This is a genomic window from Pseudomonas sp. NPDC088885 (assembly GCF_044750025.1).
GTDB lineage: Bacteria > Pseudomonadota > Gammaproteobacteria > Pseudomonadales > Pseudomonadaceae > Aquipseudomonas > Aquipseudomonas rustica.
This window is the reverse complement of sequence record NZ_JBIVJB010000005.1, coordinates 17993-40360: the sequence shown is the minus strand read 5'-3', so window position 1 is coordinate 40360 and position 22368 is coordinate 17993. Positions and strand designations below refer to the sequence as shown.

General features: G+C 58.8%; 31 protein-coding genes. 1 reads left to right on the top strand and 30 read right to left on the bottom strand.

Going from position 1 to position 22368, the window contains the following annotated elements; genetic code table 11:
* Positions 1 to 47: 47 nt before the first annotated feature.
* The 21 genes from ACIP1X_RS05445 to ACIP1X_RS05345 all read right to left on the bottom strand — a co-directional run bounded on the left by ACIP1X_RS05445 (position 48) and on the right by ACIP1X_RS05345 (position 16861).
* Complete coding sequence (locus ACIP1X_RS05445) at positions 48 to 446, bottom strand: hypothetical protein (RefSeq protein ID WP_400750068.1); 399 nt, start codon at positions 444 to 446, stop codon at positions 48 to 50.
* 74 nt (positions 447 to 520) lie between these two features.
* Entirely contained in the window at positions 521 to 1285 is a 765-nt protein-coding gene (locus tag ACIP1X_RS05440; protein WP_400750066.1) for a C40 family peptidase, read from the bottom strand.
* Position 1286: 1 nt separating this feature from the next.
* Positions 1287 to 2036, bottom strand: a complete 750-nt coding sequence (locus ACIP1X_RS05435; protein ID WP_400750063.1) for a phage minor tail protein L — start codon at positions 2034 to 2036, stop codon at positions 1287 to 1289.
* Between the two features lie 9 nt (positions 2037 to 2045).
* Complete coding sequence (locus ACIP1X_RS05430) at positions 2046 to 2384, bottom strand: phage tail protein (RefSeq protein WP_400750060.1); 339 nt, start codon at positions 2382 to 2384, stop codon at positions 2046 to 2048.
* Positions 2384 to 5713: a phage tail tape measure protein gene (locus ACIP1X_RS05425; protein WP_400750057.1), complete on the bottom strand. Its 3330-nt coding sequence runs from the start codon at positions 5711 to 5713 to the stop codon at positions 2384 to 2386. Before ACIP1X_RS05425 ends, ACIP1X_RS05430 begins: the two co-directional genes overlap by 1 nt.
* Positions 5710 to 5982: a DUF1799 domain-containing protein gene (locus tag ACIP1X_RS05420; RefSeq protein WP_045122089.1), complete on the bottom strand. Its 273-nt coding sequence runs from the start codon at positions 5980 to 5982 to the stop codon at positions 5710 to 5712. The genes ACIP1X_RS05425 and ACIP1X_RS05420 overlap by 4 nt, the downstream gene beginning before the upstream one ends.
* Positions 5983 to 6026: 44 nt before the next feature.
* Positions 6027 to 6407, bottom strand: coding sequence for a phage tail assembly chaperone (locus ACIP1X_RS05415; protein WP_400750054.1), 381 nt, complete (start codon positions 6405 to 6407; stop codon positions 6027 to 6029).
* 9 nt (positions 6408 to 6416) lie between these two features.
* Positions 6417 to 7073 carry a phage tail protein gene (locus ACIP1X_RS05410; protein WP_400750052.1) on the bottom strand — a complete coding sequence of 219 codons (657 nt, stop codon included), beginning with the start codon at positions 7071 to 7073 and terminating at the stop codon, positions 6417 to 6419.
* A 68-nt stretch (positions 7074 to 7141) separates the two neighbouring features.
* Positions 7142 to 7558, bottom strand: coding sequence for a phage tail terminator-like protein (locus ACIP1X_RS05405; protein WP_400750050.1), 417 nt, complete (start codon positions 7556 to 7558; stop codon positions 7142 to 7144).
* Positions 7555 to 8208, bottom strand: coding sequence for a hypothetical protein (locus tag ACIP1X_RS05400; RefSeq protein ID WP_400750048.1), 654 nt, complete (start codon positions 8206 to 8208; stop codon positions 7555 to 7557). Before ACIP1X_RS05400 ends, ACIP1X_RS05405 begins: the two co-directional genes overlap by 4 nt.
* Positions 8205 to 8576, bottom strand: coding sequence for a hypothetical protein (locus ACIP1X_RS05395; RefSeq protein WP_400750046.1), 372 nt, complete (start codon positions 8574 to 8576; stop codon positions 8205 to 8207). The genes ACIP1X_RS05400 and ACIP1X_RS05395 overlap by 4 nt, the downstream gene beginning before the upstream one ends.
* A 17-nt stretch (positions 8577 to 8593) precedes the next feature.
* Positions 8594 to 9097, bottom strand: a complete 504-nt coding sequence (locus tag ACIP1X_RS05390; RefSeq protein WP_400750044.1) for a DnaT-like ssDNA-binding protein — start codon at positions 9095 to 9097, stop codon at positions 8594 to 8596.
* A gap of 57 nt (positions 9098 to 9154) precedes the next feature.
* Positions 9155 to 9739 carry a hypothetical protein gene (locus tag ACIP1X_RS05385; protein ID WP_400750041.1) on the bottom strand — a complete coding sequence of 195 codons (585 nt, stop codon included), beginning with the start codon at positions 9737 to 9739 and terminating at the stop codon, positions 9155 to 9157.
* 49 nt (positions 9740 to 9788) lie between these two features.
* On the bottom strand, positions 9789 to 10757 hold the full coding sequence (locus ACIP1X_RS05380; protein WP_400750038.1) for a major capsid protein: 969 nt from the start codon (positions 10755 to 10757) through the stop codon (positions 9789 to 9791).
* A gap of 11 nt (positions 10758 to 10768) precedes the next feature.
* Positions 10769 to 11476, bottom strand: coding sequence for a hypothetical protein (locus tag ACIP1X_RS05375; protein ID WP_400750036.1), 708 nt, complete (start codon positions 11474 to 11476; stop codon positions 10769 to 10771).
* 85 nt (positions 11477 to 11561) lie between these two features.
* The gene (locus ACIP1X_RS05370) at positions 11562 to 11912 is read right to left on the bottom strand and encodes a phage protein NinX family protein (RefSeq protein WP_400750033.1); all 351 of its coding nucleotides are present in this window, start codon (positions 11910 to 11912) and stop codon (positions 11562 to 11564) included.
* A gap of 57 nt (positions 11913 to 11969) precedes the next feature.
* On the bottom strand, positions 11970 to 13055 hold the full coding sequence (locus tag ACIP1X_RS05365; protein WP_400750031.1) for a minor capsid protein: 1086 nt from the start codon (positions 13053 to 13055) through the stop codon (positions 11970 to 11972).
* The gene (locus tag ACIP1X_RS05360; protein WP_400750028.1) at positions 13030 to 14490 is read right to left on the bottom strand and encodes a DUF4055 domain-containing protein; all 1461 of its coding nucleotides are present in this window, start codon (positions 14488 to 14490) and stop codon (positions 13030 to 13032) included. The genes ACIP1X_RS05365 and ACIP1X_RS05360 overlap by 26 nt, the downstream gene beginning before the upstream one ends.
* Positions 14490 to 15977, bottom strand: coding sequence for a terminase (locus ACIP1X_RS05355; RefSeq protein ID WP_400750026.1), 1488 nt, complete (start codon positions 15975 to 15977; stop codon positions 14490 to 14492). Before ACIP1X_RS05355 ends, ACIP1X_RS05360 begins: the two co-directional genes overlap by 1 nt.
* 1 nt (position 15978) lies before the next feature.
* Entirely contained in the window at positions 15979 to 16500 is a 522-nt protein-coding gene (locus ACIP1X_RS05350) for a hypothetical protein (RefSeq protein WP_400750023.1), read from the bottom strand.
* Between the two features lie 154 nt (positions 16501 to 16654).
* Positions 16655 to 16861, bottom strand: coding sequence for a hypothetical protein (locus ACIP1X_RS05345; protein ID WP_400750021.1), 207 nt, complete (start codon positions 16859 to 16861; stop codon positions 16655 to 16657).
* Between the two features lie 121 nt (positions 16862 to 16982).
* Here ACIP1X_RS05345 and ACIP1X_RS05340 point away from each other — a divergent pair, with 121 nt between their 5' ends.
* Entirely contained in the window at positions 16983 to 17321 is a 339-nt protein-coding gene (locus tag ACIP1X_RS05340) for a YceK/YidQ family lipoprotein (RefSeq protein WP_400750018.1), read from the top strand.
* A gap of 195 nt (positions 17322 to 17516) precedes the next feature.
* Here the strand turns inward: ACIP1X_RS05340 and ACIP1X_RS05335 are convergent, their stop codons facing one another.
* The 9 genes from ACIP1X_RS05335 to ACIP1X_RS05295 form a co-directional block, all read right to left on the bottom strand.
* Positions 17517 to 17894: a hypothetical protein gene (locus tag ACIP1X_RS05335; protein ID WP_400750015.1), complete on the bottom strand. Its 378-nt coding sequence runs from the start codon at positions 17892 to 17894 to the stop codon at positions 17517 to 17519.
* The gene (locus ACIP1X_RS05330) at positions 17891 to 18205 is read right to left on the bottom strand and encodes a phage holin, lambda family (protein WP_178116912.1); all 315 of its coding nucleotides are present in this window, start codon (positions 18203 to 18205) and stop codon (positions 17891 to 17893) included. Before ACIP1X_RS05330 ends, ACIP1X_RS05335 begins: the two co-directional genes overlap by 4 nt.
* Before the next feature lie 140 nt (positions 18206 to 18345).
* Positions 18346 to 18582 (bottom strand): hypothetical protein, encoded by a 237-nt coding sequence (locus tag ACIP1X_RS05325; protein WP_400750012.1) that lies wholly within the window; start codon positions 18580 to 18582, stop codon positions 18346 to 18348.
* A gap of 156 nt (positions 18583 to 18738) precedes the next feature.
* The gene (locus ACIP1X_RS05320) at positions 18739 to 19416 is read right to left on the bottom strand and encodes a hypothetical protein (protein ID WP_400750010.1); all 678 of its coding nucleotides are present in this window, start codon (positions 19414 to 19416) and stop codon (positions 18739 to 18741) included.
* Positions 19413 to 19994 carry a recombination protein NinG gene (locus ACIP1X_RS05315; protein ID WP_400750007.1) on the bottom strand — a complete coding sequence of 194 codons (582 nt, stop codon included), beginning with the start codon at positions 19992 to 19994 and terminating at the stop codon, positions 19413 to 19415. Before ACIP1X_RS05315 ends, ACIP1X_RS05320 begins: the two co-directional genes overlap by 4 nt.
* On the bottom strand, positions 19994 to 20395 hold the full coding sequence (locus ACIP1X_RS05310; protein WP_400750004.1) for a recombination protein NinB: 402 nt from the start codon (positions 20393 to 20395) through the stop codon (positions 19994 to 19996). Before ACIP1X_RS05310 ends, ACIP1X_RS05315 begins: the two co-directional genes overlap by 1 nt.
* Positions 20392 to 20616: a hypothetical protein gene (locus ACIP1X_RS05305; protein WP_400750002.1), complete on the bottom strand. Its 225-nt coding sequence runs from the start codon at positions 20614 to 20616 to the stop codon at positions 20392 to 20394. The genes ACIP1X_RS05310 and ACIP1X_RS05305 overlap by 4 nt, the downstream gene beginning before the upstream one ends.
* Positions 20613 to 21410 carry a hypothetical protein gene (locus ACIP1X_RS05300; RefSeq protein WP_400749999.1) on the bottom strand — a complete coding sequence of 266 codons (798 nt, stop codon included), beginning with the start codon at positions 21408 to 21410 and terminating at the stop codon, positions 20613 to 20615. Before ACIP1X_RS05300 ends, ACIP1X_RS05305 begins: the two co-directional genes overlap by 4 nt.
* Positions 21397 to 22368: a phage replication protein gene (locus tag ACIP1X_RS05295; RefSeq protein ID WP_400749996.1), complete on the bottom strand. Its 972-nt coding sequence runs from the start codon at positions 22366 to 22368 to the stop codon at positions 21397 to 21399. The genes ACIP1X_RS05300 and ACIP1X_RS05295 overlap by 14 nt, the downstream gene beginning before the upstream one ends.

Sequence of the window (22368 nt, the reverse complement as noted above, 5' to 3'; positions counted from 1 at the left end):
AATGTAACACCTGCTGGAAGCGTGCAAAAATTTGTGCACAGAAAGGGTCAGGGTGCTGCTTTCTGTGCGTGAGGGCTCGCAGGAGTCGACTCCGTATAGGCTTTTATGCAGATCAGCTTCGCCGACTTCATAAATTCCTTAAGATCGCTCTGCCTTTCTTCAGCAGTGTCTCGTACGGGGTAAGTAAGCACCATTCGTGACAAACTTTCCCGCATGCTTTTTCTCGCCGCTGATGGCACTTCATATTGGTCCCGATCAAAATAAGGCGGCTCATTTGCCTGCCTGCCGAGCATTATCGCGCCAGCGTCGAGGGCTAGTTGCGAGCAATGGTCTATTTCGCCACGACTAAAAACTATCTTCCCACCGTCATCAGTCCAAGCCATTGCAGATGGGGAGCCGAGCAAAACAGCGCATGCAAGTGCGGTAGTTAGAAGCTTGTCGATCATTGCGATCCATCGTTTAAAAAAAATGAGATTATCATTCGACGGTCTTTGCCTCCACCACGGAAAACTCTCCAACATTATGTGCTTAATTCTGCCCCCCTGTGCCTGAGAATCAGGCGTGTTCGGTCGAGCCACGGCCCACCGAAAACGATAACTTCTGACGGCCTGCCGTACAGGTGGTGTAACAAGAACGGGCCGGGGCCGAACGTCGCCGCGTCTTCACCTGGCAGCGCTGGATCAGCGCCGAGAAAGATCCCGGCGTGGTTCGGGTAGACCGTGCGCCCCACTTCCATCACGATCATGTCACCGCGCTGTGGCTGGTCGACGCGGTAAAAGCCTGCAGCCTCATAGTTCGCCTCGTACAAGCTGGCGTTGTCCTTGCTCTCCCACCAGCCATCGGCGCGCTTGAAAACTTCGAACTCCAGCCCCCACTCGCGCTTGTACCACTCAGCGCAGACCTGCCAGCAGTCCCAGGCACCGTGCACGAATGGCCGCTTCAGCAGCGGGACGTCGCCAGTCGGGACGATGGTGCGCATGTCACCCTCAGGCCAGCTCAGAATGTGCCACGGCATAGCCGTCGCCTCACACATGGCGAGGTCGCGCGGTGACGGGCGGCTTGTGGCATCCGGATGTGAATGAACTATGCCGATTACTTCGCCGATATCTTCGGCCTGAGCGTATTCCTCCGGATCGATACGAAACTCTTCGTTCGGCTCGGTCGAGACATTGCTGCAGGGGAAGTACTGCTGCTTGCGCCCGATCGCCAGCAGCAGCCCGCAGCACTCTTTCGGGTACTCGGCCGCCGCGTGCGCTTGGATCGCATTCAAGATGTGCTTTCGCATGTCAGCTCCGTGCGATCAGGGAAACAGCCGGGAATCCACCAAACGGCAGCGGGTTGCCTTCGCCGAAGCGCGGGATGCAGCCCTTGCCGAGCGTGGCGTCACACTGATCCAGTTCGGGGTTGTCTGTGACGACACCGTCCTTCGTAACGTACGGCCCGGTGTAGCCGCAGTTCGGCCCCCGGTAGCCACCGGTGAGGCACCAGTGACACAGCGTCGTAGCCTGACGGCCGATTGATTCACCGCCGACGTCTCCCGGGCTGGCCAGCTCCCAGCTAACCGTTTCCCCGTCCTCGTTCGTCTTCTGGTCAATGTACCAGACCTCGATCGTCTCTTGGGTTGGGTCAGCTGTCGGGTTGCCGGCGGCAAAGTTCGCCGCATCGAGGTACGTCCCAAGCGTGTGACGCATTGTGAGCTTGAACTCGAGCAAATCCTCGAACGCAAGGCACAGAGCGGTGATGCGGCCGTTGACGTTGCCAACCGACAGCGTCGGCCTCACCGCCGTACCGTCGCCGTTCGCCTCGATTCCATCGATCTGCATCGGCCAGGCGCTGTACTCGTTGCCCTGCCAGTAGATCGCTTTCGCCGGCAGTTGGTCGGCATCTGCGCCTGCGGCAATCAACTCGGCCGGTGTGTGCGGAATCGCGTGGCCGTGGAAGCGCAAAACGTCTGCCCCATAGTCCGTGCCGTCCAATTCAAAGAGCAGCACTTCGCTGCCAGGCTCGAGCACCTGGATATCACTAATCAGCGGCATGTTTGCCCCTTATGGTTGGAATGCCCGCTCAAACGTGGCGGTGAGTTTGAAGACCCCGCCCCCCATTGGTGTGGGAGCGGGATTTTTGCAGGTGAACAGCCCGAGTTCGCCGAGAGGCGTTGTCCAGAGGAACGCCTTTGCGCCGGCGTGCCGGTCGAGGAATGCCGTGATCTCCAGCACCTTGGCCTTCTGGCCGACGCAGGTAACCGGGTAGGAGTCTTCTCTGTTATTCGGGCCGTCACCGACGTTTTGCGCGTAGCCGTTACCAAATTTCGAAGTGCGCACCCGATAGGTGATTTCGGGCGTCTCCCCACGCTCGGTTGGCCAGGTGAATTTCTCGATGGCCATCAGCCCCTCCCATTTGTCAGGCGCCAGATCGAGCCGCCCGGCTGCAGCGCTCGGGCAATTGCCGTTTCCGCTTCGGTTTTCGCAGCCTGCTGGATGCTCTTGCCAAGCTGGTTGGTTGTTTCTTGCGAAACACCCGCCCCGTCGCTCTCAGATGTCTGCACCGAGACCGCTACCGGAAAGTTGTACGTGTTGCCGCCACCGCCGGACATTGCGGCCAGAGCAGGCCCGCCTCCGGTGGTCAACGGCGTGACGCTGCCGCCGTTGGCGCCGGTCATCAGGAATGACCGGCCGCCCTCGTTGTAGAGCTCCGGCCCCAATTCGTTGACTTCGTACAGAGAGTTCGGCGCAACAGGCCCACCAGAAGCCCGATATCCGGAGAGATCAAACCCCGTGTAGCCGGCCTGCGATGCTCCGAGATCTGAAGACACGGCACCTGCGGATCCAGCGGCCAATCCATTCCCGCCGCCACCTCCGAAGTACGTACCAGCGGCTGACGCGGCGAGACCAAAAAGAGCGCTGAGCCCTTGTGAAGTAGCCTGTCGAGTGGCGATCTTCGCCATATCTGCCAGCACCGATTTGGTGAAGTCAGAAAACGAGAATTTGCCGTTGATAGCGAAATTCGCCACAGCGTCCTCTGCCGAGCTGAACGCATTGGTGAGCAGGCTTTTCGTCTGCCCCGCCGCATTCTGTGCGGACTCCAGATAGTTCTGCCACGCCGACGATGCTCCAGCACTCCAGTCGCCCTGGGCTGCCGTCATCTCGTCGTAGTTGGCTTGAACCGTATCGTGCAGATCCTGCTGAGTTGCCTTCAGTGCCGCCAGCTTCAGCGTGTACTCGTCGAGGCTCATGCCGCGCGAGCCATCGCCGTACTGGTTCGCCAGATCCAGCTTCTGCTGATTGAAGCGATCGTCGATGCCGTTCTGCTGGCTCATCAGATCGCGCTGACGATCTCCCAGGCCGATGCCCGCCGCCGCACGCTGGCCCTGCTCACGCAGAGTTTTGACTTGCTGCTGCAACGCGCTGCTATAGGTGTTGACGGCCTCGGTCTGCTTCTTCAGCCGGCCTTCTTCGTTCTTCGCCAGCACGCTCAATTCGGTGTCAGCGTCCTGCTGCACCTTGACCATGGCGGCCCGGGCATCGGCGATTTTCTGGTCAAGCTGGATGCGCTGTGCGGCCGATGTGCCGGCTTTGCTCTTCGCCGCTTCCAGTGCGGTGATCTCAGCCTCATAAGCTGCAGTGACCTCGTCGCGCTCGTTGCCGATCATGGCTTCACGCGCTTGCAGATAATCAGCCTGCGAGATCAGCCCGGCCTTTTGCGAAGCCTCCAAATCCTTTTGAGCATTTTTGTACTCGGCGAGCACGGTATTGAGTGCGTTTTTCGAGTCATTGAACCCGGATAGATCGACGCTACCCGCGGCAGCTTTGGGGTCTTTTTTCTGCTCGTCGATTGCCTTACGCAGTTTGTCGTAGGCGCCACCAGAGAACTTTTGGCCGTCGAAGAACACGCCGTCGAGCAATGGGGATTTCTGACCGGTCTTTTCGGCGTCCTGATAAAGCGTCGTGAACTGATCGTTGAGCTTCTTGTAGGCCTCTTGACGCTTTGCGAGTGGGTTCAGGTTGTCCATCTGCTTGTCCAGTTCCTTCTGGACAGCGATCAATTCCTTGTTCGCCCGAGTCGCTTCGCCAGTCGCGGCAGCGTTGCTTTCGCTCGCTGATAAGCGTGCCTTCAACCCTGCAAGCTTGGCCTCCAGTGCCGGCGTTGAGTCGTCGTTCTCGCCGTCGTTTAGCCCCAGAAAGGAATTGAGCGAGCTCAACCCATTCGATATTGCACCTGTGACCCCACCCCCTTTCCGGGTATCCAGCACTCGCTGGGTGATCTCGATCTGCTTTGCCAGATCGGGAAAAATCTCCGACCGGACCTCAGCATAGGCGCCCTTGATGGCCACCTTCACGCGATCCCAGTCACGCTCGATATCAGACAGGGATTCACGATAGCTCTTCAGGCGTTCCTGGGCCGACCGATTGAGATCTTCACTGAGAACGTCCAGCGCTCGCTGATGGTCTCCCTGATCATCAATCGCCTTGATCGTCTGGTATTGCTCGTAGGTGAGCAGGCCATACTGGTCGCTGATTTTCTCTGCAGCTTCTGTGGCGGTGTCACCGGCATTCGCGAGCGACTTGGCGATGTCTCCAGCGCCCTTCCCTGTCACCTCACCAATTGCTGCGGCAGCCTGAGCCAGGTTCTGCATTTGGGCGCCGCTGGTAGCGGCACCAGAAGCCAGTGCAATCACCGCCTCCCGGGCGCCTGCAAAGTTCTCAGTGATCGCCCCAGCGGTGTCAGCCATCACCTTGAGACTGGCAATGCTCTGCCCGGCATCGTTCGATCCGCCGTTGATGGCGACGTTGAACTCACGAGCCTGCTTCTGTGCGTCGAAGTAGGCGTAACCCAGCGCACCGAGGACACCGGCCAGCAAGCCGGCGGGAATCAGCGCTGCTGCCAGGCTCTTGGCAGACGCGCCCGCACCGGCGCCGAGCTGAGCAACAGCCCGTGCACCACTACCCCAATCCCCAGACTGCAGGGCATTGGTCAGCTGCATCACGTTTTCTTGCGCCTGGCGGGTGCCGAGCTTCAGCTTGTCGAATGCTGTTTCTGTCGCGGTCAGGCCGTCACGGTCTTTGCCGATCTTCGCCAGCGCCTCACCGTAACGAGTCGCGTCGATCTGGCCGGCCTTGTACAGATCGTTGAGCGCTTTCTCTTGCGCCTCCAGCTTTGCCAACTTCGCAGTAACCGGGTCGATGCCGTTGACCGTGCGCTTCAGCGCTTCGATCTGACGGTTTTCAGCGTCGATCAGCCGCTGCTTCTGCGCCATCTCCTTGGCTTCGGCTTTCTCGATTCGCTCATACGCCTTACCGAGCCGATCCTGATAGGACTCCTGCTGCTCGATGGTGACGAGACCGCCCTTGCGAGCGCGCTCCAGCAAGCCTTCAGCTTGGATCAGTTGGTCCATGCTGCCGATGTTGCCGGACATCGCCTTGTCGAGCTGGCTGATGATTGCGATTTCACTGGCCGCGCTGGCACCTGCCTTGCGGCTGGCATCGACCTGGCGCTCTTTAGCGCCCGTGGCCCTGTCGATGCCCTGAGCAGCCTCGCTCTCGGCCTGGCTGATCTTCTTGCCAGTGTTGGCCAAGTCTTCGCCCGACTTGCCGAGATCATCAATCGCCTTTTCGGCATCAACTGCCGAGTCGACCAGCTTGTCGAGATCGTCAGCCGCCTTGGATGCCGACGAGGAGTTCACCTCGATACCGAGGGACGCGAAGGTGGTGCTCATTTACTGTCCCTCTGTTCCGCCATCACCCGCAGGGCTTCGGCTTCCATGACGCGGATGTCTGGAAAGACGTCGGCGACCTCTGAGCGGGTAAGGCCAAGGAAGCCGGCGACATGGCGAATTGACGTGTAATCGAGTCCGGTAGCGCCGCACGCGCCTGTACGCCACTGAGTGCCCATGGCCTCGAAGACCTTGAAGGCCTGCCAGACATCAGGCCAGACCTCACAGATTTCATCGGGTATGTCACGAAGAGAAAGGCCGAAGGCCGCCAGCGATTCGGCTGACGGCCCCGGCTCGTACAGCTTGCGGGAGACGCTTAGGAGTTTCCCAGGCGTGCATTGCTGAAGGCATCGGAATAAGCGGTCAGCACCGCGCCCGGAGTGGCGGCGATGGATTTGACCAGGATGCGCAGGTTCTCGTCGGTGAACTCTTCAGCGATATCCCAGCCGGCGATGATCGCCTTCAACTGCTCGACCTGCAGATCAATCAGCAAAGCCGTGAACTGTTCAATGCCGGCCTCTTCCGCTTTCTCCTTGAGCGCCTTATGACGCTCACCCCACTCTGCGTAGAGGCCAGCCAATTCGGTGCGGTCGCGATACTTGAACTCGAACTCGACGCTAACCGGATCACCGCCGACCGTTGGCAGCATGACGACGTGCTTGAAGGTTGGATTCCGGGCGAGTGTGAACCTTGCCATGTGCCTTCCTTACGCCGAGGCGCTGTAACGAGTTGGGCGACCGGTTAGCGCGATGCTGATCACGCGAGTCATCAGGTTGTTTCGCGACATGGTTGGGGTCGAGGTGATCGAGACGTAGCCGTTGTAGATGATGCGGCTACCGCCCGGCAGGTTCAGTCGCAGAACGCGGGCCTGTTTGTCGTCATCCGCTGCCTCGCAGACGTCGACATAGGGCTGCGATGGATCGTCGGCGACCGTGATGGTCAGCGTGATCGGGTTCTTGGTGGTCGGCATCTGACGGTCATCATCGTCAGCAAGGAAGCCGAACGTCAGAAACTGCTGATCGCCACCGCTCGATCCGAGCTCGGTAATTTTCGAGATCTCGGTGAAGGTGGTCACTTCGCGCGCGCTACCGACGCCAGACCCGGCCGGATACTGCTGAATGTTCGTGGTGTTCACGCCATCGAGAGCAAAGGTGCCGCTGGCAATCTCGCCGACTTGCACGGCGCGTCCGTCCAGGCGAGTCCAGCCAGAGCTGACGGCAATGATGTCGCCTTCGGCCAGTCCGTGTGCTGCTGCGGTCGCCACTGCCGGGTTGGCATTGGTCAAGGCGGTGAGTGGGATTGCAGCGCCATAGGCGGAAGCAATTTCGAACGTTGCGCCGTTGGGCATTTGAATGCCAGCCATGGGGTTTTCCTCTCTTGAAATGACAAAACCCGCTCGATGGCGGGTTCTGGGTTTGCCCAATGGGCGGATTAGTTGGTGTCTGCGCGGTACGTGAACGACACGGGCACAGTGAAAGTGGTGGCGTCGGGAATTCCCGGGCCTGGGTCTACCGGCGTCATGGTCACCACCGTCAGCGCGCCCTTGGTGTTCCGCTCATACAGCGGGAACAGCGCGGCGATCTGGTCGGCGATTGCGCCGGCCGCACCGCGGTACTTTCCGGAGGGCGTGACGATGCTGACCTGAAACACGCCTGTGTATAGCTTGTGGTCGCCGCCGAGCGTGTTGCTTGCGGTGTCGCCCGGCAGAGTGAAAGCTCGTAGGTAAGTGACGCCAGCTCCAGGCTCATAGGCCTCGTTCTCGACGACAACCTTGATTGGCACCGGCAGCGCTTTCGCCCAGGCGATCAGTCTGGCCTCATAGATAGAGGCGGTGATGTTGTGGCTCATACCTGGTTGTTCCTGATGGCTTCGTCGACGATCTGCTGGAACCGCGCGAGCGTGATGCGCACCATACCGCCCGGTGCCTGTTTCGAGTGGCCGTACTCGAGCGGTACCGCATATGGCAGGTTGTTCACGATGTACGCTGTTTGCCCAATGGTCAGCTGCTCGACCTGAAGCCTTAGCTTCGCAAGCGTGACGCCGCCGGCCGGATCTACCTGATCAAGCTCACCTTCAGCCGGCGCCCCGATTGAGAATTGCCAGTTACCGCGGAATCGGCCACCGACGTAATCCTTGCCGGCAACCAGTCCATTCACGTTGAAGTTTTGATCGCGCTCGGTCTTTGTCAGCGGCTTGGCGTACTTCACGCCCCGTTTCAGCTTCCCGGCCTTGGTGAAATTGTTCACATCGAGATTGATGAGGGTGTTGCGCACGGCGACCTTGAAATCGTAGTCATCGGCAGTACGAGTGTTGGAGGCGCGATGCGCCGCGTTCGCAGCCCAGATCTCGGGGTTGCCCACCGGTGACATGCGGATGACGCTGCTGCCGATCTCGATCACAATTTCGCGGAAGGTGGCGTCGAGCCCCGCTTGGGCCTGCTCGGCAAACTGTCGGATGTTTTCGGCGAAACTGCCGTTGAGGCCTGAGTACTTGCTCATGACCGCACCTGCAGCTCATAAAGAATCGCCGTCCCGGCGGGATTCACCTCTTTCAACGGCGGCACGATGGAGCAGGTGCGCCCCTGAATGATCACCTTGTTCAGCAGATCCGGAACCCACTCCAGCCCCTGCGCGGCGATCTTCAATTTCTTGTCGCCCTGCTTGATGAGGCTGTTGTTCTGGAATTCCTGACCGGTGAAGTCGAGCAGGATGCCTTGGGCGGTCTGTTCAAAGGTAGCGCCCGGCGTGTCGCCTCCGGTCTCAGGGTCGTACTCGCCCGGCTGAGTCTTGCTGATAGTCACCGGCTGGCCGAACTCTGTGATCATCTCCAGAGCCATCACGGCCATTTCGTCGTAGAAGGTGGCCATGGCGGTCTCCGTTGCTGCTATGCGCGGATAGCGAACAGCCCGCGCTTCTGTAGATAGTCTGCAAACTGCGTGGCGCTCGGCCTGTCCGGCGCCGCCGGCAAAAGTCGGCCGCTGGTGTTCGAGATCGCCGCGTACTCGCGAGTTACCGCGCCTTCGACACGCTCCAGCGTTACTGCGCCTTTGCGCTTCTCGATCGGGTCGACGTCGTCTGTGTGGATCTCGGCAGCCAGCGCCATCTGGCCGTACTGGATTCGAGCCGGCAGGTAGTTGTCAGGCTTGATTTCGTAGTCCAACTCAACGCCTCGGCGCGGCCAGGACAGGGCCTGTTCGCTGTTGGACTTTCGCCCCTTCCACATCATGCCGTCCATCGCCAGCGCGGCCCGGCGCAGCAGCGCTTCCTGTGCTGGCACATCTGCCGGGATGCCTACGCCAAACTTCACGGCGTACATGGCCAGATCCTCGGCGGATGCATAGCTTTCGGCTTCAGGCTTACTGGTACCGTCCTCGATGATGAGAGTCATGAATCAGCTCGCTGTGGTGTTCTGGTTCGGGGGCCGCGTTGACGGGCACCCGGATTATTACGCCTGCTGTAGATCGGCAACCGCCTTTTCCAACGATTCCACCGAAGCGTTCGCACGATACTGCACTTTGGCAGCGTCGAGCTGCGCTTTGAGGCTTGCGATTTTCTCGGCGTTTTCGTCAGGCTGATTCGCCGCCGCTTTCAGGCGCTCGATCTCGGCGTTCAGCGATTGAACTTCGCCCGCCAAATTATCACGCTCGCCCTCAAGGTTGACGACCCCCTCGTGAATGGCTTTCAGCGCACCGAACAAGCGGATCGGCAGTTCGCCGGCGCCCGGGTGTTCCAGCTCCGACATACCTTCGGCAGCGTCGATCAGCAGCGCGATGCCGTCACGTTCTGCATTCAACTTGTCGATCAACTCCTGCAACGCAGCGCCGTCAAAATCAGCGCTATCGGCGATCAGCACCGGTGCCGAATCAACCTTCCGCACCGTCACTTCCGGCGCATTCTTAGCCTCGTCATCGCGGCTTTCAGTGGCGTTCGCGTCGACAATGCACAGACCGTTTTCTTTGGCTAGCGCCTTCACATCTTCCTGGTACTGGTGGAATGGGCCGGGCAAGTACCAGATGTTTTTGTGGCTCATGATCATTACCTCGTCGAGCCGGGCACACCGCCCGGCTCAACATTCAGGGTTACTTGGAGGAGTCACCGATCAGAGCCACACCGGCGGTGTGCTTGATGCTGGTAGCCGTCTTGTCCCAGTTAGTACCGGTCGCCAGTTCAGCGTCGGTTGGCGACTTGCCGCCGGTGGTGGTATCCCAGGTGTAGCCCTTCAGGCCCAGGCCGAAGGTGTAGTCGGTTTGCAACGTGGTTTCGATGCGTTCCTTGCCGTTGGTGGTCTGGACGTTGCTGATGATGTCGCGACCGTCGTGCACCAGCGCAGCACCCTGCACCAGGGACAGGATGATTTCCTTGTTCGGGGTGCCGGCCTGCATCAGCGCCGGGGCATCCGTCACAACGGAAATCTTGCCGAGGATGTCCACCACGCGGACGTTGCCGGCCTGAAACAGCTGCTGCTGGTTCGCCAGGTTCTGGCCGACCAGCTTGTGATAGCTGGTGCCCTGCATCACTTGGGTGACCAGGTTCTGGCTGGCATCGCCAAACTTCGCATGCGCGTTGTTCAGGCCGGCGTAGGTGATGCCTGCGGTCGCCGACACATCGTTGACTGCGGCGGCTTGTGCGGTGATCGCTGCAACCAATGCCGCGATCGCAGTGTTCAACTGATCCTTCAGCAGGATTTCAGCGAACGCGCGGCTCGCGACTTCGATACCCTGCGCGGTTGGACGCTCGAGCCAGGCCATCTGCGATGGCTCATAGCGGATCGGGCCGAAGCCGCCGGCGACCTTCACCGAAGTGTTCTTCAGCTCGGTCAGGTCGGTGGCAGCAACGGCGGCGTTAGCGCTGTAGCGGTCTACGCGGCGCTGGGCAGCAGCAAGGGTCTGGAAAAACGACTCCTGGAGGAAGTCGCCAGTGAAGCCGTCCGGGGACAGCACAATGGCGCCCCGGCTCGCAGCGTTGAATGCGGCGAGATATTGATCCAGCGTCTCGAGAGTCGCCGGCATGATGTATTCGTTGAAAACCTGCATTTGCGACAGGGACATGAGTTATTTCCTTACGATTGAGGGAGATCTGGGAACCGGCTTGCGATTGCAGCCGTGCGTTCCTCTTTGGTACCGCCGATTTTTCCTTTCGGGGCCCCGCCCCCACCACCTGCACCGCCGGCCCCGCCGCCCGATGCTTTACTGCCCGCGATCAACGGCGCGAACGCAGTGTCATTCGCGATTTCTGCTTTGAGCTCATCCAGCGTTGCCGCCGAGAGCTTGCCTTGTGCGTCAAGGACGACCACAACAGGCTTTCCATCGCGCTGCTCGACGCTCAGACGACGTTCGATGTGCGGCAACAGGGCTTTTGCACTGCCTTGCACTGCAAGCGCAGAGGCGATGTCAGTAGCGGTACGCCCGACAGTCAGATCCCGGATCTGTCCGCTCAGCGTTCCACGCTCCTGTTCCAACATGCCGTTCAGCTCAGCTTCGCGGCGGGTAAATTTTTCAGTCCAAGAGCGTTCGAGTTCTTCGACGTTGCCGGACTTGCGAGCGGCTTCCTCACGCTCAAGGCGCGCTGCATCTTCAGCTTCGCGTGCCTTCTTCTCGGCGGCTTTCTTCTCGCCAAGCAGCTCATCAACCTTGGCCTTTAGGCCGGATACATCTTCTTGCTGCGGCAGACCTTCAATGCCGAGTACGAACTTGCCGTCCTTCTCGGTGTAAAGAGCGCGCACGGCTTCATCTACCCCATCCAGGGTATCCAGTTGGAATTTCAGCATTGGTTGTCTCCCAGAGACGTAGGTGCAGGCCCTGCCTGCGGGCATAAAAAAACCCGCACTAGGCGGGTTCTGAAAAAGTCAGTTGTTACGATGGAATCTCATAGGGCGGTTTGACCTTTGAGCTGATCAGCACTCTCATTGCGGCAATTAAAGGCGACTCATCCTGATGTGAAATCCCTTCTTGAGAGGTGCACGTCCAAATACCTGCTTCGTTTTGGACGATCGAAAGACCGTAGCTCTGGATCAGAGGGCCGCCATCCATCCACCTAGTTGTTGGTGAAAACTCAAGATCATTGAGCCCACCTCCCGAGTAAGCCACATTAATGGTTTGGCGGGCTCTCGTCGTCCTTGATATAGCGTAACCAAATATCCGATTTGCAATCACATAATCCAAGTGCCATGCCGGCAGTTTTTCGACATCCATGTAGCTCGACATTTTCAAAATCCTTCCTGTTATTAATTTCCGAATGAAATTACAGGTTGGAAAGCACAATCACAAGCTGGCCCTCTCAAACGCCAAAGGCTCAAGAACCCGCATCTGAACAAGCGTCAATGGCGAAAAGTTGCGATCAAGCTGAAGCTCGGAGAATCGTTCGATGCTCAGCCCACCGTCTCGGAACAGCTTCGCCCGAACAGGGCCAATAGCCTTATCCTGAAATGCCGCAGGCTGCTGCTTGAGCCAGTCGTAATAGCTGAGGCCAGCCCTAACCTGCTGGGCACCGCCGTCACCTATGGATGCCCGCGTGGCGTCCTTGGCAAACAAGGCGCTGAAGCGAGTCACCGCCACCACCGTCGAGCGGCAGTTGATGTGGATCGGAGGCCTCGGCCCTTCGGTCAGTTTGAAACGGCGCTTGTCTAGCGTCCGGCACTGGCTGGTTGTCTTCGAATCCAGCGTGCTGACCCACTCCACCGAATGCACGACATCGGAGTTCTCTTTCAGCGTCTCCATGCGCGCCTGGGTGGCGACGTGCTGCACCGCCGTTCGCACGATGGCGCCAGCGTTGCGGTTGGTCGTAGCCAAGATGCCATCGTTGTACTTGAGCGCTTTGGTACCCCGGATGCTCTTGATGATCTGGAAATTGGTTTGGCCTTCGAAGAACCCCTGCCTGATCGCGCCTGTGAGGCGTTGTCGCTCGGTGGCGGTGAAGCCATCGATGAACGACTTGAGCAGCTTGCCGCCGTCCGCACCTCGCACGCTGAGCGGGTTGGTGAGGATCGCCGCCCTGATTGCAGCAGCACCAGGCACCGCCGCGTCGAACGAAACGCCTACTGGCGCCGCCCGGGTCAGGCTGGTCGCCTCAAACTCGGCCTCGTAGTTGGCGATGTCCACCAGGTCGAGGCTCAGCCGCTCGCTGTATCGGTCGAAGATACCGAGCAGAAGGCTATCGACTTCGCTCAACAGCCGTTCCAGCCGAACAGTGGTGTAATCCGTCAGATCCGCCCGAGTCAGCCGCTCACGAATCGAACGGTCGATCTCCTTGAGGAAAGGTGCGAACTTGGCCACCTCCCCCGACTTGAGCTGCTCCAAAAAGACAGCGTGCCGAATGGTGGCATCAAGGATTGCTTGGTTTGCCGCCATTCGGAATTACCTCGTCTTCATCCAGGTCAGGCCCAGTGCTTTGCGCTTCCAGTTCGCCCCGGATGTCGTCGTCCGTCTTCTCTGGGTTGATCACGCCTCGATCACGCAGGTACTGCCAGAAGTCGCCTTCAGGCAACTTGCCGCCCTGCACCGCGTTGAATAGTGCAGCCAGGATCGTCGCGTCCAGACTGATCTGGCTGAAGTCTTGGTTGAGTTTGTAGACCACTTCGCCTGATGCATTCACGAACTCAGCCATCCATTCAAGGCACTGGCTGTAAGCCTCACTCACGTTGCTGACCACCAGCGAAAGAACGCTATGTTCAGCGGCGCTATCGTTGTCGGCCTGGGTAGCGGTCTTCACCGCGCTGCCGCGCTCAATGAGCCGGGCGCCAAGCGAAACCATGTCTTGTTTCTTGGCGTCCATGGCCTCTTTGGCGACAGCATTTGGTTGGGCTTGCATCATTCCGCAAGCGCCACCTTGTGGAAGCAGCCATGGCGCACGAGAACCCAGATAAATGCCTTCCGCCTCCAAGTGGTCGCGCCACTGATCACTGAGTCCTGACATCCAAGGTTGGGGCTGCCCCACCAAGTACGCCGCCTCTTCATAGTCCGCGCTGTTCCGGTAATGGCCGATGTTGATCTCTGCCATGTCGTACAGCGGCGAATCGTCGATGCTGGTGTCATTGTTTTCGCTGCCAACGAACTGGAACGGAATCACCTGCCAAGGTCGACCCAGACCATTCAACGGTGTGAATGGTGCGACCTTCTGAGTTGTCGCGCTTGGCCCCTCCTCCCAAACTTCCTGCGTGTACTGGCCGGAAAAATCGAGGCGCAACACACGGTATTGAACGACCTTCTCACTACCGAAACCGTCGTCGGTATCGACATCCACCGTCTCGCGCAGCACTACAAGACTCAGCAGATGCTGGCCACCGACTTGACGGGTCTTCCAGTTGATGATGGATTCTGCGGTGTAGCTGGCAATATTTGCCCGGGCCCGTCCGGAAATCTCGTCCGCCTTGCTGACAGTTCCGGCCTCAACCGCGGCGTAGTCCACCAGCAGCCCGTGACGCCCGACCTCGAGTAGATGACCGATCACCGACTGGGATTGCTGGTAAACACTCACGCCCTGCCCGTCGATGTTCTTCGCCACGTAATCAAGCGCCGCCGGAACGGTTAACGTGGGCCAAGTGCGGAAGACCGCACCGACCAGACTGTGTTTCGTGCGGCCGGTGGCGTTGTAGAACACCGCCCGCTTCTTGTACGCGTCGTAGCGTTCCCTGTTGTCCTGACTGGTATCAGCAGCGTTCGGGCGCGGCAGATACATATCGCCCGCGGCCTTGATGGTCTCCGAGCCTTTGCAGACGTCGCGCACCAGGCGCCAGCAGTTTTTCGCCGCGACGTACTCGGGGCGAGTGAAAGTGACGTCGCTCATCAGCGTGCAAATCCCATTCTGATTTTGGTGGCCGGCTTCCTGGCGCTCTTCGCCACAGCGAAGTACCGGAAAGCGTCGGAGCCGTGAGAGGTCCAGTCATGAAGCGGGTTGTTTTTCCAGCAGCCGCGCTTGTCGTCCCATTCTTTTTTGTAGTTCTCGAGACAGCCGATCCCCTCTTCGCACTTGGCCTCATCGAACACGCACTTCGGCAGGATTTCGCGAACCTGCTCGATGCCGTCGTTGATACCGATCTTGGGGACGATCTCGAAGGTCATGCTGTACTTCTCGCCGTCGATCTCATAACCCTCGCGGGCCAGCTCTCGGCGAGTCTTGGCATCGCTGCCGAACTCTCGGTTGTCGATGTCGTGCGGCCCCCAGTGCTCGGAGTAGGTGAAACCCTTGTCCTTGAGCACCTTCATGTAATGCCGCAGGCCTTCCCCGCTGTTCTGGTAGAAGTCGATGACGTGGTACTCGTTGCCGACCTGACGCACGAACCAGATCGCCGTGGAGTCGCCGACTCCGATGTCCCAGAAGGTCATTACCGGCAGGTGGCTGTTGTCTGGCAGCGTGCCGATGCGCTGAGCGGCATACAGCTTGGTGAACTGCTGGGCGTAGTAGGCGCCCTCGATCGACTGCTGGAAGGCTTCGGCCGGGATCGACGGGTATTCCCGCTTCATGTCGTCGCCGAGGGTCTTCTCCTTGGCCGCGTACCAGGCGCGCTGGCCCGGGTTTGTGTCGATGCCGTGTTTCGCGAACAACTCGTTAAAGTAGTCGGTCAGGCGCTGCGGGATGATCGCCTCAGTCGGGTCGAGCCAGTAGGCCTTGTTCTTCCACCAGCTGAAGAAGAAGAACTTCCAGTCCAGCTTGCCGAGAGGCGTGCCGGACAGCAGTTGCTTCTCGGCCGTCTGCGAGTAGTCGAAGAAGTAGCCGGCCCGGCCTTCCGCTGTCGATTCAATCGTGACGAAGCAATCCGTGGCCACCGCCTCAAATGCACCGGTGACGATCTCGCGCGCCTTGTGCGGAAACTTGGCGCAGATCTTCCCGAACTCGGAGACGTGCAGGTAACGCAGCGTGCCGCCTCGGAACGAAGTGCTGACGTAAAGCGAACCGCCCTTGCTGAACACCAGCTCGCCGGCGGCGTCGTTACTCGCCGGGTTCGCCGCGCGGATCTCTTTCGGCAGGTTGTCGTAGGCGTACTTCACTTTCTCCCGGAACAGCCGCTTGGCGTCGTTCAGGGTGTGGGCAATCAGCGCGCACTTGGCCGACTCGAAAAGTGCGGCGTCCAGCTGGATGATGCAGCACTCAGTGGTGAAGCCGAGCTGGCGAGCCTTCAGGATGATGTTGCGGGTATGCATCCCGTCGAAGTATTCAATCTGCTCGTCCGTCATCCGGAAGCGGGTTTTCTTGCCCTGCTTGTCGGTGATGAAGTAGAGATTGTTCAACCGCCAACGCTTATCCCGGAGCAGCTTCATATGCTCGGGCTTCATGTCAGGCGTCCTTCGACAGTTCGTCCATCATCGCGGCCAGGGTGTCGACTGTCTTGTCGCCCTCTTCCGTGTCGAGGTTGTACGCCTGGCGCTCGCCCTTGATGACCTTGAGCTGTGCGTCAACGCCTGCATTGAGCGAACGAGCGAAGTCGCCGGCATTGTCAGCGGTCACATCCATGGCGACCAACGCATCACTCAGCTTGTCAGCAATGCTGCGCCACTGCGCGAGCCCAGTGCGATGAGCCAGGATGACAGCTGCTGCCTGATCGGAAGCCTCTTCGATAATCTCGGCATCAGTAACCACTTTCGACTGGTTACTTTTAGTGGTTACCGCCGTGGTTACTTTCTGCTTGGTGGCCGCTCGAACCCGGTCAGTCAGGTCGCGCTTCCAATCTTCTTTCTTTGCTCGCTTCAGGATGGTCGCGTGGTTTACACCGTGCGTATCACCTATGGCGCGAACTGAAAGCAATCCAGCCCGGTAGGCTCGTTCGATCGCCTCCCAGTCGGGTTGCTTGGCTGTCATTAAGTAGCCTCTGAAAGGTGGGATAGCTCAACATCGACCAAATACATCGAGTTGAGTTGTTCCAGTTCTCTGGATCTAGATACTGGGTATCGAGTTCTTAAATCACAGGAAATCGATAATGCAGCGCTCTATTAAAACAATCATCTTCATCGCTCTACTGATGCTCCCCGCTAACACTCACCATGATGTGGGTCTGTGCGTGGGCGTGCCCGTGAATCTCGGCGACGATCAAGCCCTGAGGCAGGCCGGCAGCCTTGGCCGCATCGATGGCGTTGGCAATTGCGCTGTCCAGATCGGTCAGAGCCTTGTTGATGTCTTGGCTCAGCGGTAGCGCGTGGCGCAAGCGCGTTACGTTGGTCATGCAGACTCCAATGTCGCGACACAATTTGCTGATTCGCTAAACGTGTCGCTACTTATTAAATATGACTCCGTGACTTCACTCGCTCGACTACAATTCGAATCCTTTGAAAGGAGTCGACTCAGTGAAATTCAGATGGATTCTGTTGATACTTGCGACCGCTTCGGCGTCGGGATGTGGAACGATCAATACGACGTTCCGGGATGATGCCGTGGCTAGCAATAAACTGGCTCGCTGGCATTCCCATTGTGACTCGGTTCCGCGAATCTACAGCGGTACAGTCTTTGATTACTGCACACTAGATGCGGAGCCACGGCGAAGCACTGGTTTCGATGGATACCCTGCTCCCGCACTTATTGTTCTCGACATGGGGCTCTCAGCTGTTACAGACACTGTCTTACTGCCTTATTCCATTTATCTTCAGAACAAGCATGGCGATATCAAGAAGGCTCGGTTCGAGTAGCGAGCGAACTGACTACTTCCATGAGAAGGGCGCGCGACCTACTTGCTCTGACTGCGCTTGATCTGCGCGTCCACTTGGTCAGCACAGGTATCGAGCAGCTCAATGGCTCGATCCTTCAGCGCCCACACATCCCCGTTGAGTCGCAGATCCGTGTCATCGCCATTTATCCGCTCACAGGGGATTGGCTCAGGTGCTTCAGTTCTCACGGTCTTTGTCTGGGTTACCACTACTGGCCTTCCCGCGCAGGCCGTCAGGCAAAGGCTGAGCAGCCCAATCACGAACAGGCTTGCTGTTGCGCTTGAGGTCTTCAAAGTCTTTCCTCGCCTTTTTTGCTTTGTCTTCGCTGGCTTTGATTCGCTTGTTCAGGTCTTTCTGGTAGGCAGCGTTGCGCTGGGCTTCGGCGCGCAGCGTGGTGATGGTGGCCTGGCTTTCAACGTTGGCGTCGACCGCCTTCTGCTTCTCGCCGGCTTCGAACTTCACGTCGGCGCGCAGGGCAATCACCCGGTACTGCTGAATCCCGACGAGCAGGATAGCGACCAAGGCGATGATGATTGCAGCGGCGAAGGCCTTCATGCGGCATCCGCCTTGCGACCGAGGAAACGGGTCACCAGTTCGCGTATGGCTGTCACACCAAGGAAGCCGATCGTGCCACCGGCAGCGACCGACAAACTGGAAGGCCAGGCCATCCACTCAATAAGACTCGACGCGACCAAGCTCAGCGATCCACAGATCAGCGCCTCGAACACAATCCGGCGCTTACTGGTTTCCTTCGCGTCGTACATGACTCGAAGCAACGATACGGTGATGGACATGATCACGCCCTGCCAGAGCGGATTGCTCAACGCCAGCCAGATCTTGGCCCATGTGTCTGGCTTGTCAGGCATGTTTGGCATCCGGGTTGCCTCCCCCTTGGGGAGATTGATAAATCCGGCGTCCGCTGCACTCCCAGCTCGGGGCAATGGGTGTGGGGAGCCGAAAACGAAAAAGCCCCGCACGATGGCGAGGCTTGAGAAAATCCACTGCATTATCTTTCCAGCAGTTCCAACAGATCATGACCCGCCCACGTCATCCGGATCGAATTGTCATCGAGGATCAGATAGCGGCTGTCTACCAGAAGTCGGACAGCATAGTCCCAGTCTTCTTGGGAGTAGCCGACATTGGTGCGAAGTGTTTCTAGACGAGATTTATCAATCCCGTCAGCCTTCGAATATGTTTGAACGCTATAAAGTACGCTCTTTGCTGCCTGCTTATCTCTCTTCATCTTTTCCTGGCTTGAAGGCATGAGTGAGCTGCGAGCATATAACGAGCGGACAATAAAAAACCCGGCGCGGTGGCCGGGTTTCGAAGTTGTCGTGCGCTGGAGGTAAGTTGCGCAGTGTGGGAAAAGTACATCAAATCCCCCACCATGACAACACCTTTATGCCGCATCCTCTGAATTTTCTGAGTGAATAACCTGCCATACAGGTTGTTGAGCCTGAATATCCACTTCCTCGATAGCTTTCCGCAGGAAATTCCAGATGTCGAGCCAATCGCGATCCCAGTGCTTGGGCTGGATAGCGATCCCGTACAGCTTCATCATGGCGTCAGACACTCGAGCTGGGCCCCACGCATCACCTCCGTTCGCCTCGGCCTTGTAGGACTGCAGGGCGCAGGTGATCAGGCAATGCACCTTCGCCGCCTTGGCATCGGTGAGCGCACTGAAGTCAGTATCCGACCAGATCAGCTTCTCGGCGTTGAGCATGTGCACGACGGTCATGCACGGGTGGTAGAGGTAGTGCCCCAACTGCTGCACCTGGAACGGCAACGACTCGATCGCCTTCTGTACCTTGCCCATGGTCACCAGATGGGCAGCTCGATGTGTCGACCGACCGATAGGCGTGCGGCGCGTCTCGGCAATGTGGATCTTCTGGCGCACAGCCATGATGCGCTCTTCCTTGTCATCGCCTTGGGCGGCAAAGATGACCTCTCGAAGCGCGGCCTTCTCCTTCCTGACGACAGTCGCGGACTTTGCCCGGTCAGCCGCTGCCGCACTGATTGAGGCGTTCGACTCATGCTGTGCGTCTGTCCACACTTGACGTGCGCTGATCAATTTCATGCTGCCTGCCCCTTCTTCAGTTCCCGAGTCTTGGCCCGGTATTCGGCCTTGATGGTTTTGATTTCTTCGACGGTGTACTTGCAGGGCTGATGAGGCCCTTCAAGCCATTCAACCTGCTGGCCACCGATCAGTTGTAGGAGCGAAAGTCGGTAGTTCACCAAGTTGCCAGACAGGTGCGTATTGCATGGCGCGCACTGCTTCCAGACATTGATCGGCTCAAATCGCAACTCTGGGTTCGCTCCCACAGAGCGGTAGTGTCCGGCGTGGTACTGGCCTTCGTGGTAGCGACCACAACTTACGCAAGGTCGATCGGCGTCACGCAGGCGGATCCATTCATTAAACGCGGCCTGGGCTTCGCGCAGGTGATCAGCCCTGCTCTTCAGCTTCTCCTTGCGCACCTGGATCTCGCGCCGATCGCGCTGATCGATGGCCTTGCGGGCTTTCTCGCTGTTCGCCGGCGCATGAGCCAGCGCGCATTTCGGGCTGCATACAACCTGTGTGGTGTTGAACATCGGCGCGAACTTCTCGCCGCAGGCCTTGCAGGTTTTCTGCTTCACATCCTTGAGGGCAGTTCGCATCAATACCGCCCTCCCCACTTGTCTTGCTCTGTCCAGCGCACATCATGCTCGGCGCCGAAGGCATGCATCAGTTCGAACAAATCGCTGAACCACTTCAGCGACTGCTTGCGGGTCGACACAGCCATCACGACGAAGCCGCCGTCGAGGCCAGGCTCCGCGCGTTGCTTTTCCAGCGAGGCACTGAAAAGGCACTTCCAGTCCTCACTGGTCAGTTTCTTGCCGTGCCAGATCACCTGTTCGGAAACGTCCTTGAGCATTGCCCACATCTTGCGGTTGCAGATGTCCGGGCGCTTCTCGTCGCGGATCACAACTACCTTCGGCTTGCTCAGGTCGATGGCGTGCAGGACGCCGGCCAACCGGTTGATGTCGCGCTGATCGCGGATCGTGTATTCGGGATTCATTGCTGCACCACCTTGCTCGGTTGCGACACCATCAATTCGCCAAGCTGCTTCGTCAGACGTTCGTTCTCAGCCAGCAGCTCGAGCGCAACCTCTTCCACGGTTCTCTCGCCGAGAAAGTCCTGCAGCGCTTCAGTGTTGAGCTTCCACTCTGTGCAGTCAGACCGGAATGACGCGGCCTCGGCCCACAACAGCTTCTGGAGCTTCTGTTTGTCGATGGTCATTGAACCGCACTCCTTGCTTCCAATTGTTCGGCCTGCTGAATCAGTAGCGCCCGGCGATCCGCCAGCTCGTTGGCTGCCAGAATTCGCAGTTCTGTTTTTTCCTCTGTCGATGCTTGGCGCATGGCCAGCATCGAGTCCTTCACCGCGGCGAGCTTCTCGCGCAGCTTTGGGGAAGGCCGCGCGACCTCGCCGGTGAGCAGCGCAACCACGGCCCGACCGTCTTCAGTGACCGGCGCGACACTCAAGTCGGCCAGATACTGCTGAGCGCGCTCCTGTGGGATTCGCTGCATTTGCAAGGCCTTGGTGATCGCCTGCGCGCGGCGGTTGGCGTCGAAGCCGACAGACACATGCCAGTTCACCTCCTTGCTGTGCTCTCGGGCTTGGCCCACCAGACGCTCGTAAGCGCTGTTGAACGCCATGCGCGCACCGACCTTGTCACCGGCATCGAGGACAGGTTTTGCAGCAGCCAGTGCGAGCTGGATTTCGTCGGTCAGCACCACGGTTTCGAATTCATCGTTGGTGGTCATGGCGATCGCCCATGCTTCGTCCTTGCCCGGACGGCCGTCAGCGGCCTGCACTCGCCGGAGAATGTCAGCCATCGCCAGCTTGCCTTTCACCTCGAAGCGGCAGGCCTTCAGCGCGGCTTTCACGGCGGGCACCGAGTAAGCGCAAAGGTCTTCGGCCATCATCGCCGCGGTGCCTGGGTTCATTTCCTGACCCACGGCCTCGGCGGTGGCGCAGATCGCTGCTGCGAGGCTGGCAACCTGCTGATCATCCATCTCAAATGTACTCATTGCGCTCCCCTGCTTTGCGCTTCGCCAAGACCATTTGTGCGGCCTGTTCGGCGGCTGAGACGTTCGCCTCGGTGCGCTCCATCTGGCGTGCGGTTGTTCCGTTGATGCGCTGACCGGTCACCCACTGGGTGTGGTAGCTCTCGGCGTTGGCCAACAGTTCGTTGAGGCTGTGGCACTTCCGCAGCACCGCGGCATCGCTGGTTTTCAGGAAGTGAGCCGCGACGTGGTGGGCGACATCGGCGCCGAGGCGGTCGACCAGTCGTCCAAGCTGGCCACCTACCTTGGCGTTCCACACAGGCCAGGTGCTGTAGCGCTTGCGGTAGGCCATGGCGTAGTTCGCCCAGACCTTGAAGGTTTTGCAGGATTGGTCTTTTGGGCCCGGCATGTCAGCGGGAATCTCAACCCGTGGCGCATCGGTGCGATCAGCCACCAGAACCAGATTGCGGGCCGGCTTGTCCGGGCTGCCTTGCAAGTCCTGACTGGTATCCTGATTGGTACCCTGATGATTGGTATCCTGATTTGTCGGAGATTTTTCCGACCCTTGTTCGGATTTTTCTCCGACCTTGCTCGGATTTTTTTCCGAGGCAGATCGGATTTTTTTCCGACCTTCGTTCTTTGGTGGGGTCGGATATTTTTCCGACCCGTCCAGCTTTTGGTTCCACTCAATCGCCTTCTCGGTCAGGCGGAACAGCGTGATGTTCGAAGTACTGGAAAGCTCAATCAGACCGGCCTCTTCCAGAGCTTTCAGCATGCGGTAAGCAGTGTCTGGCTTATCAGTGAGTAGCGGCAGCTCCTCGATGATCTTGGCCTTGCTCAGCGCGAAGAAGATCCCGTCGTCAGTCTTGATTGGCTTTGTCCAGCTCGGGCAGCCGTAGACGAAGGCGAACAGCAGGGCCTGCTGAGAATTCAGCCCCCACTCCAACGCCTTCACCTGATTGATCGTGACGGTGTACTGCAT

Coding starts and splice junctions, on each gene's coding strand:
- ACIP1X_RS05345 (WP_400750021.1), bottom strand. CDS start 16,861: ATGACCAACGTAACGCGCTTGCGCCACGCGCTACCGCTGAGCCAAGAC.
- ACIP1X_RS05425 (WP_400750057.1), bottom strand. CDS start 5,713: ATGAGCACCACCTTCGCGTCCCTCGGTATCGAGGTGAACTCCTCGTCG.
- ACIP1X_RS05300 (WP_400749999.1), bottom strand. CDS start 21,410: ATGAGTACATTTGAGATGGATGATCAGCAGGTTGCCAGCCTCGCAGCA.
- ACIP1X_RS05325 (WP_400750012.1), bottom strand. CDS start 18,582: ATGAAGAGAGATAAGCAGGCAGCAAAGAGCGTACTTTATAGCGTTCAA.
- ACIP1X_RS05335 (WP_400750015.1), bottom strand. CDS start 17,894: ATGAAGGCCTTCGCCGCTGCAATCATCATCGCCTTGGTCGCTATCCTG.
- ACIP1X_RS05320 (WP_400750010.1), bottom strand. CDS start 19,416: ATGAAATTGATCAGCGCACGTCAAGTGTGGACAGACGCACAGCATGAG.
- ACIP1X_RS05435 (WP_400750063.1), bottom strand. CDS start 2,036: ATGCCGCTGATTAGTGATATCCAGGTGCTCGAGCCTGGCAGCGAAGTG.
- ACIP1X_RS05355 (WP_400750026.1), bottom strand. CDS start 15,977: ATGAAGCCCGAGCATATGAAGCTGCTCCGGGATAAGCGTTGGCGGTTG.
- ACIP1X_RS05370 (WP_400750033.1), bottom strand. CDS start 11,912: ATGTCGAGCTACATGGATGTCGAAAAACTGCCGGCATGGCACTTGGAT.
- ACIP1X_RS05415 (WP_400750054.1), bottom strand. CDS start 6,407: ATGGCAAGGTTCACACTCGCCCGGAATCCAACCTTCAAGCACGTCGTC.
- ACIP1X_RS05330 (WP_178116912.1), bottom strand. CDS start 18,205: ATGCCTGACAAGCCAGACACATGGGCCAAGATCTGGCTGGCGTTGAGC.
- ACIP1X_RS05360 (WP_400750028.1), bottom strand. CDS start 14,490: ATGAGCGACGTCACTTTCACTCGCCCCGAGTACGTCGCGGCGAAAAAC.
- ACIP1X_RS05295 (WP_400749996.1), bottom strand. CDS start 22,368: ATGCAGTACACCGTCACGATCAATCAGGTGAAGGCGTTGGAGTGGGGG.
- ACIP1X_RS05400 (WP_400750048.1), bottom strand. CDS start 8,208: ATGAGCAAGTACTCAGGCCTCAACGGCAGTTTCGCCGAAAACATCCGA.
- ACIP1X_RS05410 (WP_400750052.1), bottom strand. CDS start 7,073: ATGGCTGGCATTCAAATGCCCAACGGCGCAACGTTCGAAATTGCTTCC.
- ACIP1X_RS05305 (WP_400750002.1), bottom strand. CDS start 20,616: ATGACCATCGACAAACAGAAGCTCCAGAAGCTGTTGTGGGCCGAGGCC.
- ACIP1X_RS05390 (WP_400750044.1), bottom strand. CDS start 9,097: ATGACTCTCATCATCGAGGACGGTACCAGTAAGCCTGAAGCCGAAAGC.
- ACIP1X_RS05440 (WP_400750066.1), bottom strand. CDS start 1,285: ATGCGAAAGCACATCTTGAATGCGATCCAAGCGCACGCGGCGGCCGAG.
- ACIP1X_RS05405 (WP_400750050.1), bottom strand. CDS start 7,558: ATGAGCCACAACATCACCGCCTCTATCTATGAGGCCAGACTGATCGCC.
- ACIP1X_RS05380 (WP_400750038.1), bottom strand. CDS start 10,757: ATGTCCCTGTCGCAAATGCAGGTTTTCAACGAATACATCATGCCGGCG.
- ACIP1X_RS05445 (WP_400750068.1), bottom strand. CDS start 446: ATGATCGACAAGCTTCTAACTACCGCACTTGCATGCGCTGTTTTGCTC.
- ACIP1X_RS05310 (WP_400750004.1), bottom strand. CDS start 20,395: ATGAATCCCGAATACACGATCCGCGATCAGCGCGACATCAACCGGTTG.
- ACIP1X_RS05350 (WP_400750023.1), bottom strand. CDS start 16,500: ATGACAGCCAAGCAACCCGACTGGGAGGCGATCGAACGAGCCTACCGG.
- ACIP1X_RS05375 (WP_400750036.1), bottom strand. CDS start 11,476: ATGCTGAAATTCCAACTGGATACCCTGGATGGGGTAGATGAAGCCGTG.
- ACIP1X_RS05315 (WP_400750007.1), bottom strand. CDS start 19,994: ATGCGAACTGCCCTCAAGGATGTGAAGCAGAAAACCTGCAAGGCCTGC.
- ACIP1X_RS05430 (WP_400750060.1), bottom strand. CDS start 2,384: ATGGCCATCGAGAAATTCACCTGGCCAACCGAGCGTGGGGAGACGCCC.
- ACIP1X_RS05395 (WP_400750046.1), bottom strand. CDS start 8,576: ATGGCCACCTTCTACGACGAAATGGCCGTGATGGCTCTGGAGATGATC.
- ACIP1X_RS05385 (WP_400750041.1), bottom strand. CDS start 9,739: ATGAGCCACAAAAACATCTGGTACTTGCCCGGCCCATTCCACCAGTAC.
- ACIP1X_RS05365 (WP_400750031.1), bottom strand. CDS start 13,055: ATGGCGGCAAACCAAGCAATCCTTGATGCCACCATTCGGCACGCTGTC.